The sequence below is a fragment of the Niallia sp. Sow4_A1 genome (assembly GCF_052116745.1).
Classification (GTDB): Bacteria; Bacillota; Bacilli; order Bacillales; family Cytobacillaceae; genus Niallia; species Niallia hominis.
The window spans coordinates 1-9,114 of record NZ_JBQKKM010000088.1 but is presented as its reverse complement, the minus strand read 5'-3'; the positions used below and the strand labels follow the sequence as shown (position 1 = coordinate 9,114).

Sequence of the window (9,114 nt, the reverse complement as noted above, 5' to 3'; positions counted from 1 at the left end):
TGCCAAAGTCGCAAGTAAAAGAGTGGAAATCGCAAGTAAGAGTGCCGAAGTCGCAAGTAAGAGTGGAAGTCGCAAGCAAAAGTGCCAAAGCCGCAAGTAAAAGAGTGAAAGCCGCAAGTAAAAGAGTGGAAATCGCAAGTAAGAGTGCCAAAGCCGCAAGCAAAAGTACAAAAGTCGCAAGCAAAAGAGTGAAAGTCGCAAGCAAAAGTGCCAAAGTCGCAAGCAAAAGTACCAAATCCACAAAAAAATCACCAAAATTCAAAGGGAAAGACACGCCGTTAATCACAATAATCCTATAAAGCTCAAAATAAGGATAAATAAGTGAATGAACAAAGGCTGCTTTCCCTTTTTTTCCACTAGGAATTCTATATCTTTACTATTCAAGAAGGAAGAATTCTATATTCTTTGAATAAAATCCCATTTAGAAGTAAACATTATAGGTAAAAATGCTAAGAGGTGTACAGTATGGCACATAAAATAGAAGCGCTTCTCGATTATATTAAAACAAGATTTGACTCAGAACCGAAATCGCAACTGCATATTGGAGAGGCAATGGGCTTATGGACATATCAGGCTGCAATTGCGGATGAAATTCCTGTATTGGAAATGGCGCTTAATACGACAACAGATGATGTGTTAATGGAATTAATTAATGAGGCAAAAGAATTAGCAACCGAGCAACGTAAGATTTTAGAGGAATTTATGTTAAAAGAAGGAGTCCCACTTTCCAATTCCGCTGAATCGAAGCCCAAGTCGGATCCGAATGCTATTCCTTTGGGCGCTAAATCGACGGATATGGAAATAGCGAACTTACTAGCAGCGAAAGTGACGAGTAATATTGTCATGTGCGCTACAAATATCACACAAAGTGTCCGCAGTGATGTTGGGTTAATGTGGATTCGCTTCCATACAGAGAAGAGTATTTATGGGATGGATTTGAAAACGAAAATGAGAGAGCATGGATGGATCAAAATGCCGCCAAGCTTCTATCCGCCAGGAGCACCCCATCAGTAATTCACAATTTTCCTGTCCTATGCTATAGTAATAAAAGAATGCCTCTCCCAATCTAACGAGTGCAGGAAAGGCAATCTATCTAATTTAAAATGAAGTTTCACAAAATCTAGTGTTGCGAGCACTAGATTTTTTTTTGAAAAAAATCATGCTTCATGTAATAGCCACCTTCACGTAAGTTCCATCCTTCAAATGAATATCAACAAGTGGTTCAGGAAGTGACACAGCTTTAAGCTCTTTACTTAAAGTCTTCTATAAAAACTTTATTTCCGTTATATTCGTATAGATTGCATCAACTGTATTATTTTTTCCTTTGTGGTGAATAAATTTCCATAACTTTTTCGATAAGGCAATATCAAGGAATGGACTCAACAGAAAAAGAGGGAGAACAAGGGAAAAACGTTTATGTTTATCGGTTTGGACAATTACCTTTACCATGTCTTCCACCACTATTCCACATAAATATTGATACTGTCGCCATTTGCTAATTTAGCATTTACAATTTCGCCGACTAATTCGCTATCAATCGCAGCAAGTAATAATTCTACATCGATATTTTCTGTATAGGTTTGGGATTGAGGAATTTTGGATGCTATTCCAATTCCCGTTTGAAGCAGTACTTTCACAAGTCTAATCGGAACATTTATATTTATATTGTCATTTGTTTCTGAATGGACACGTACTTTAAGTAAGCGGTTTAGATAAGGGCTATCTTCAAGCAGTGGCTTTTTTTCTATTTTTTCCTCGAATGAATTGATTAGTACAGCTGCTTGGTCTGATGTTAATTTGCCGTTTTCCACCATTGTTAAAATTCGTCTTATTTCGTCATTCATGTTTCATTCCTCCTTAAAGATCCTTCATTAATCGGATAGCCTCGTCCGCTGTTATTTCATTCATCTCTAGCTTTTCTAAAATATCTGCTTTTCTTTGTCCCTCTTTGGTGCTTACTTTTTCTTCTTTTGCTTCTTCACCTGTCATAATCTCAATAATATCATCCAGTTTTCCTCGGACAGTTGGATAAGAAATACCTAGCTTTTTTTCGACTTCTTTAATGCTTCCTCTTGAAAGAATAAAGGTTTCAATAAAATGCATTTGCTCCTCTGAAAAAGAGTGCCATTTGGACAGATGAAATCGATTTTCAATCGTCGTATGACAATTAGTGCATTCAAGTTTTGTTACATGGAGTTCATGATGACAGACAGGACAATCATTTATAACTGGATAATTCATACTAAATATCAACCTCCTTTCTATGATAGATTAATTAATTTTCTTAAATAAGTCAATTATATGATTGATAAAATTAATGTAATTATATCTATTTGTTAATATTGTTTATTTTATATGCGGGATTTTTTCGAAGTGAGTATGGTTTTCGATGAAACTTTTTGACTAAGTGATGCGTAAGGAATGATATAGTGTAATAAAGGAAAAAATTTCTTCATTAGAGGAGATGAGAGATATGGGGAATTTCTTTGCGTTTGAGGATTTTATTGCTACAGGGAATATCCTGTTCGCTATCGTACCGACTATATTTGCAATCATCCTTGGTATTATTGTAGTTAGGATCATAAAGGGACTTATAAAGTGGAGCAAAAATAACAATCAACCTCGTCTTTCTACACCTGCAAAAGTAGTTGCGAAAAGAACGAGTGTTCATGGTGGGGGAAATACCCGTGCATATAATCACTATTATGTTACATTTGAATTTCCGAGTGGTGAGCGTACGGAATTTCAAGTAAATGGCGGACAATTTGGTATGCTGATAGAAGGAGATAACGGGGAACTGCAATGTCAAGGAACAAGATATCTAGGCTTTACTAGAAATGAGCCCATAGGAGAACAAACACAATGAGCTATTCTTTGCATAAGATGACCGAAGAAGTGGCGAGGGAGATCCTTAGCTGGACATATTTGCCGCCATATGACCTATATAATAGTGAAGTAACAGAGGAAGCATTACAGGAGTTTGCGGAAAATCCGTACTATGCCCTTTATAAGGACGGAGCATTAGTTGGATTTTATTGCACAGGCTATGCAGCGCAAGTTCCAATTGGCTATTTTTTTCATGCATATCCAGAAGGGTACCTGGATATTGGCCTAGGTATGCGCCCAGACTTAACAGGGAGAGGACAGGGAACTGCCTTTCTCCAATTTATTATAGCTTCCATCGAGACAACTCAGCCTTTGCGCCTAACTGTAGCTGCCTTTAATAAAAGGGCAATTGCTTTATATGAAAAATTTGGATTTCACAAAGTGTCTTCCTTTACAAATGCGAATGATGTATCGTTTTTAATCATGATAAGAGAAGAATAAAAAAAGCTCTGGCTGATAACCAGAGCTTTTTTTATTAAAGGGTTTATTATTGTTTTATTAGTATGAGAATTCATAAGCGGAGAATTTCCGGCTAATGTATATAGAGTGAGCTTAAGTAGCGGATATAAACGGAGATATTCCGATTAGCTGTTGAAAATAAGACAAAATTTGAAGAATTTAATTCGATAAACGGAAAAACCTCCTTTATTTTTAAGGAAATGAGTGTATTTCTCAAATTAAGCGGAATTGTTTCGTTAATTTTTTAAGACAGTAAAATCAACATCAGTTATAACAGATTCTTATGAAAAAATGACATTTGTCACCTAATATTCCTGACATCTGCGACTAATCAGCCCTCTTTTTGCAAGCTACAATAAAGATAGAATCTGGAGGTGGGAAGCTTGCAAACAATCGTAGAGCTAAAGAATGTAACAAAGGAGTTTCAGCAGAAGAAGGCAGTAAATGACGTATCTTTTTCAATCAAACAGGGAGAAATGGTGGCAATCTTAGGTGCGAATGGAGCAGGAAAGACGACGACAATGCGGATGATGCTTGGGCTAATGAAGCCAACAAGAGGCACTGTTTCCCTTTTTCAAAAGGATCCTAAACACAAAGAAGTATTGGAAAGGGTAGGAGGGATGCTGCAGGAAGTCAGTGTGATGGATAGCTTAAAAGTAAAGGAATTGATTCAATTAATACAAAGCTATTATCAACATCCTCTTGAATTGTCCTCTTTATTAGAACTAACAGGTCTTCATGAAGAGGAGTGGAATAAGCGAACAGAAAAGCTTTCAGGTGGCCAGAAAAGACGTTTGAACTTCGCACTGGCGCTTGCAGGTAATCCAGACTTACTGTTTTTAGATGAGCCAACTGTTGGCATGGATGTTACGGCAAGGGAACATTTTTGGAGAAAAATCAAAGAATTAAATAAGCAAGGAAAAACAATTCTTTTTACAACACATTACCTGCAAGAAGCAGATGAAGTAGCGGAAAGAATCATTATGATTAATAAAGGCGAAGTAGTTGGTGACGGGACACCTGAGCAGTTAAAGGGAAAATTGACGAAGCCAAGGGTGAGGTTTCAAGAGAAAATTTCATATCCCATCGATTTTTATCGGACTTTGCCATTTGTTGCAGAAGTGCAAAAAGAGAAGGAAACGGTAACCCTTATCGCAACAAACGCTGATCAACTGCTAAAGGAAATCTTCGATAGGCAACTGAATATCCATCATATTGAAGTGAAGCTCGGTCGATTGGAAGAGGTTTTTTCACAGCTAATGGAAGATACGAAGGAGGTAGACAGCAATGAACACCTTTTGGATGCAAAGTAAAGCAGAAACCGTTCGAATGCTTCGGAATAAATACTATATTTTTTGGTCTTTATTAGTTCCGGTCCTCTTCTATTTTTTATTTACAAACATTTTTATAGCTCCCCGAGAAGATGACGGGCTATGGAATCTACATTATTTAATGTCGATGACGACATTCAGTATTATGGGATCAAGTATGATGACGTTAGGAATTAAAATCGTTCAGGAAAAGGCAGAAGGTTGGACGATATTTTTAAAGATTACGCCACTCTCCCAATTTATTTACTATGGTGCAAAAATGGTTGCTCAAACAGTGATTCATTTATTTTCCATTCTTGTTATATTTACCGCAGGAATCCTCATTAATGACGTGAGTCTTCTTTTTTCACAGTGGCTATTTTGTGGTGTCTGGATTCTGTTTGGATCTCTTCCATTTCTAGCTCTTGGAACAATTATTGGCACGATTAAAAAAGTAGAAACAGCTTCAGGAATTAGCAATCTATTATATATGTCTATGGCGATAACTGGGGGAATGTGGATGCCAATTGAGGTGTTCCCATCCTTTATGCAACAAGTGGCAAAATGGGTTCCTTCGTATCATTTTGCCAACGGAGCATGGGAAATAATCAGAAATCACTATCCATCTTTTTCTAGTTATCTGATGATTATCGGGTACCTCGTTCTATTTATGGTATTATCAACTTATATTGGAAAAAAAAGAGAGGCGGTGTAAGAAGATATGGATACCAAGAAGAAATTCGAGCTTTTTCCAAGAAGGTTTGGCTTTTTCCCCTATATCTTTTTAGTCTACATATTGATTCCGGTTATGCAGATGATAAAGGAAGATGGGACGAAGCAAATAATTGGTTTTCTTCTTGTGCTTATATTTCTTCTTTCATACCGGCAATTGTATACGCATATAGAAGAGAACTCCTTTAATTATTGGCTCGTTATTCAAATTTTGATCGTACTGATTTTTAGTATCTACTATGATCCTAATCTATTATTTATGGGCTATTTCCCAGCTAATTTCATTGGCTATTATTCGGGCAAAAAAAATTTTTATTACTTCTATAGCCTTTTGGTCTTTTCAGTACTTTTTCCAATCGTCATTAGTTGGAATGCCATCAATCCTTACTCCCTTATTTTTATGGTTCCGTTCTTTATTATCATGCTAATCTCTCCTTTTGGAATCCGCTCGATGAATCGGCGCATGGATTTAGAAAAACAACTGGATTTAGCAAATGAACAAATTAGTTATCTAGTAAAAAGAGAAGAACGAATGAGAATTGCTCGTGATCTGCATGATACGCTTGGCCACACTCTATCTTTGCTGACACTAAAAAGCCAGCTCGTTGGCAAAATGGTGAAGCCGCAACCAGATAGTGCGATGAAAGAGGCGAAGGAAATGGAAGAAATTTCTCGTGCGGCATTAAAACAAGTGCGTGAGCTAGTATCTGATATGCGGGCTATAACCATCCGAGAAGCAATAGTGGAAGTTCAAAAGACGTTACAAACTGCGGGAATTGATGCAGACATAACCATCGAAATGGAAGATGGCGAGGTAGCCCTTTTAACCCAGAATATTATCAGTCTCTGTTTAAAAGAAGCTGTTACTAATATTGTTAAACACAGTGATGCAACGAAGAGTAAAATAGCTATCCTACAAGATCCAGGGACAGTCGAACTAACTGTTCAGGATAATGGCAAAGGCTTACATATCGAACAGTCCCACGGAAATGGATTAAAAGGAATGAGAGAGAGACTGGAATTGGTAGATGGAAAATGGAGTATTGCATCTAATCACGGCACGACTATTCACATTGTCGTTCCGATTATAAGAAAGGAAAGGCAAAAGGAGGAGATATTATGATTCGAATTATTATCTCAGAAGACCAGAGAATGCTCAGAGGTGCATTAGGGACACTGCTTAACTTTGAAGAGGATATGGAAGTTATTGGCCAAGCGGAAAATGGCGAACAAGCATTAACGCAGATTCGCGGACTTAAGCCAGATATTTGCTTATTGGACATTGAAATGCCTATTAAAAGTGGTCTTGAAGTCGCAGAGGAGTTAAGAGCATTAAATTCCTCTTGTAAAGTGGTAATTTTAACAACGTTTGCAAGGCCTGGGTATTTTGAAAGGGCGCTAAATGCCAATGTTCATGGCTATTTATTAAAGGATGGTCCGAGCGAAGAGCTTGCAGAAGCGATCCGAAATATTATGAATGGAAAAAGGGAATTTGCCTCCGAATTGATTTTTGGCAGTATCGGAAAAGATAATCCATTATCAAAGCGAGAGAGAGAAGTATTGATTCTGGTGGAAGAGGGGAAGTCGGTGAAGGAGATTGCTGCAGCCTTATTTTTATCTACAGGAACGATTCGCAATTATATTTCAGAAGCAATCAGCAAATTAGGGGCAAAAAATAGAATGGAGGCCATAGCAGAAGCGAAGCAAAATGGCTGGTTATAAACGCCTCTTGCTTCGCTTCTGCTTTTCATCCTTATTTCCCACTTCGAATAAAGTTTAAGTGCCATCTTGTATAAACCAATGCAACTGCATAATAAATTCCTGCATACCATAAGCTCCATCCACTGTAGGTAATGAACCCAAAGTAAAGAAGAGCAGATTCTAAAAGAATAGAGTAGGCAATCCAAGCGAAAAAATAAGGAATAAATCTTTTAACATCATGGGGCATAAAATTTAAATAAATGATTCCATGGGTGGCACCAAGTGTTAGTTCAATAAAATGAACAGTAAATTGCACGCCTTTTGGTCCAAGCTCATACAGATGGAATACAAAACTTAATATAATATCTGAGCTTAAATTAATTAAGCCAACGACAAACCAAGTCACATATATTTCCACTTTTGTAAGATGCTTTGGCATAAACCATATGATGATTATAGTAACAAGGAAACAAATATAAGGAAACCAAGTCATAATTTCACTCCCGAAAGATACATAAAATAAGTATGACCTAGTTGGCATTATTTAAAACGAGAAGGATTAAGAAAAAAGGAATCATCTATTTGTTAAATGCATATAAAAACAATAATCGATTTTAAATGATTCAATAATTTTCAAGTTTTTAACAATTTATTTCCTTATTTTGATAGAATGGTAGTAATTATCCTTTGGGAGGAACAAATATGGTAGATAGTCAGAATATCCGCAAGGGAATGGGATATGTCTTAATAAAGCTAGCAGGAGCTGGGTTTGCTGCCACACTCTTTTTTTGCTATATGTTTTTATCCAGCTTTGATTTATATTTATTTTCCCATGAAATCAAAAATCCCTTCTTTTGGATTGCCTTTTTTGGTGTGGGGATTCTTGTTTCTATGATAATTGATCGTATAGCAAAATATTATCCGAAACTAGAAATTGTATTGTATCTTTTAGCAGGGCTTTGTCTGTTTTTACCGATTGTGTGGAATGTATACCCTTTAATAGCTGCAACCATTGGCTTGATTTGCTCGTTATTATTCTATATAGGAATTAAATTAGCGGCAAAGCTAAACGCATTTAAATGGACATTTGCCTTTACGCCTATTCTCTTTCTTTTGTTAACGATTCCTGATTTTACAGTAAAAAAAGAATGGAATACGGTCAGAGGCGATCAGTCCTATGAAGCCTATTTTTCTTATTTTAACGGAGAAGATCATATCCCAGTTAAAGCGAAAAAAGGAGAAAAGGTAACAATCTACATTGATTTTACGAATCGCAATGGCGGTGGATTTGGCTATTATTTAATAGATGAAAAGAATCGGAGGATAGGGATGAGTAATGAGGAAAAGTCCGTTTTAACCTTTGAGGCAAAAAACACAGAAACCTATATGCTCATTATTACCGGCGATGGATTGCAAGGTGGTTTTGAGGTGAGCTGGAAGAAAGAGTGAGAATAAGGATGAAAAAAAGAATGTTACTAGTGGGCATAAGCATATGTATCCTTATGCTATTTTCCTATTACCAAAATAATAGTCTATCTACCTCAACCTTCAAGCTTTCATCTGAAAAAATAAAAGACTCGATTAAAGTAGTGCAACTATCGGATTTACATAGTAAACAATTTGGAAAAAATCAAAACCGTTTAGTAAGGAAAGTAAAAAACTTAAATCCTGATATCATTGCATTCACAGGTGATCTTGTTGATTCGAAAGACTATGATGAACAGAAAAGCATGACATTAATGGAAGAGCTTGTCCAAATAGCCCCAACCTATTATGTAACTGGAAATCATGAATCCTGGTCAGGAAAATTCTCTGACTTAGAAGAGAAATTACGGAAAGCAGGCGTGTATATCTTAAGAAATGAACAGGCGCTAGTGAAAATAAAGGAAGAAACAGTGAATCTTATTGGGGTAGATGGACTAACCTAAAATAGTGAGACAATATAAAACACCTCCAAAATGGCAATACTTGAGATAAGTATTGTGACATTATTCGGAGGTGTTTTTGCGTGGGCAAAAAAACTGTA

The 9,114-nt window shown here is 36.6% G+C and carries 14 protein-coding genes; 10 read left to right on the top strand and 4 right to left on the bottom strand.

Annotated features, from left to right (window positions below):
- Together ACTQ5K_RS24815 and ACTQ5K_RS24810 are read left to right on the top strand one after the other, a co-directional pair.
- The coding region (locus tag ACTQ5K_RS24815) for a hypothetical protein (protein ID WP_441994421.1) at positions 1-299 on the top strand (299 nt) is incomplete at its 5' end.
- A gap of 166 nt (positions 300-465) precedes the next feature.
- Positions 466-1,014, top strand: coding sequence for a DUF3231 family protein (locus ACTQ5K_RS24810; protein ID WP_251628658.1), 549 nt, complete (start codon positions 466-468; stop codon positions 1,012-1,014).
- Positions 1,015-1,263: 249 nt separating this feature from the next.
- On the opposite strand, the gene ACTQ5K_RS24805 is transcribed toward ACTQ5K_RS24810, so the two are convergent.
- Genes ACTQ5K_RS24805 through ACTQ5K_RS24795 form a run of 3 tightly spaced genes read right to left on the bottom strand, consistent with a single transcriptional unit; the run spans position 1,264 to position 2,241 of the window.
- Complete coding sequence (locus ACTQ5K_RS24805) at positions 1,264-1,458, bottom strand: hypothetical protein (protein WP_441994420.1); 195 nt, start codon at positions 1,456-1,458, stop codon at positions 1,264-1,266.
- A gap of 2 nt (positions 1,459-1,460) precedes the next feature.
- Entirely contained in the window at positions 1,461-1,844 is a 384-nt protein-coding gene (locus tag ACTQ5K_RS24800) for an SHOCT-like domain-containing protein (protein ID WP_031539957.1), read from the bottom strand.
- A 13-nt stretch (positions 1,845-1,857) separates the two neighbouring features.
- A complete protein-coding gene (locus ACTQ5K_RS24795) occupies positions 1,858-2,241 on the bottom strand; it encodes a DUF2089 domain-containing protein (protein WP_031539958.1) in 384 nt (127 codons plus the stop codon).
- A gap of 232 nt (positions 2,242-2,473) precedes the next feature.
- On the opposite strand from ACTQ5K_RS24795, the gene ACTQ5K_RS24790 reads away from it, so the two are divergent.
- The 6 genes from ACTQ5K_RS24790 (at position 2,474) to ACTQ5K_RS24765 (ending at position 7,109) form a co-directional block, all read left to right on the top strand.
- Entirely contained in the window at positions 2,474-2,866 is a 393-nt protein-coding gene (locus tag ACTQ5K_RS24790; protein ID WP_251628662.1) for a DUF2500 domain-containing protein, read from the top strand.
- Entirely contained in the window at positions 2,863-3,327 is a 465-nt protein-coding gene (locus ACTQ5K_RS24785) for a GNAT family N-acetyltransferase (RefSeq protein WP_251628664.1), read from the top strand. The genes ACTQ5K_RS24790 and ACTQ5K_RS24785 overlap by 4 nt, the downstream gene beginning before the upstream one ends.
- A 401-nt stretch (positions 3,328-3,728) precedes the next feature.
- The gene (locus ACTQ5K_RS24780; RefSeq protein ID WP_441994419.1) at positions 3,729-4,658 is read left to right on the top strand and encodes an ATP-binding cassette domain-containing protein; all 930 of its coding nucleotides are present in this window, start codon (positions 3,729-3,731) and stop codon (positions 4,656-4,658) included.
- Complete coding sequence (locus tag ACTQ5K_RS24775; protein WP_441994418.1) at positions 4,633-5,370, top strand: ABC transporter permease; 738 nt, start codon at positions 4,633-4,635, stop codon at positions 5,368-5,370. The genes ACTQ5K_RS24780 and ACTQ5K_RS24775 overlap by 26 nt, the downstream gene beginning before the upstream one ends.
- 6 nt (positions 5,371-5,376) lie before the next feature.
- Positions 5,377-6,510 (top strand): histidine kinase, encoded by a 1,134-nt coding sequence (locus ACTQ5K_RS24770; protein WP_441994417.1) that lies wholly within the window; start codon positions 5,377-5,379, stop codon positions 6,508-6,510.
- Complete coding sequence (locus tag ACTQ5K_RS24765; protein ID WP_284561784.1) at positions 6,507-7,109, top strand: response regulator transcription factor; 603 nt, start codon at positions 6,507-6,509, stop codon at positions 7,107-7,109. The genes ACTQ5K_RS24770 and ACTQ5K_RS24765 overlap by 4 nt, the downstream gene beginning before the upstream one ends.
- Before the next feature lie 31 nt (positions 7,110-7,140).
- On the opposite strand, the gene ACTQ5K_RS24760 is transcribed toward ACTQ5K_RS24765, so the two are convergent.
- Positions 7,141-7,581: a hypothetical protein gene (locus ACTQ5K_RS24760; protein WP_441994416.1), complete on the bottom strand. Its 441-nt coding sequence runs from the start codon at positions 7,579-7,581 to the stop codon at positions 7,141-7,143.
- Positions 7,582-7,790: 209 nt separating this feature from the next.
- Here ACTQ5K_RS24760 and ACTQ5K_RS24755 point away from each other — a divergent pair, with 209 nt between their 5' ends.
- Together ACTQ5K_RS24755 and ACTQ5K_RS24750 are read left to right on the top strand one after the other, a co-directional pair.
- A complete protein-coding gene (locus ACTQ5K_RS24755; protein ID WP_441994415.1) occupies positions 7,791-8,537 on the top strand; it encodes a hypothetical protein in 747 nt (248 codons plus the stop codon).
- Between the two features lie 8 nt (positions 8,538-8,545).
- Positions 8,546-9,016, top strand: coding sequence for a metallophosphoesterase (locus ACTQ5K_RS24750; RefSeq protein WP_441994414.1), 471 nt, complete (start codon positions 8,546-8,548; stop codon positions 9,014-9,016).
- The last annotated feature ends 98 nt before the right edge of the window (positions 9,017-9,114 follow it).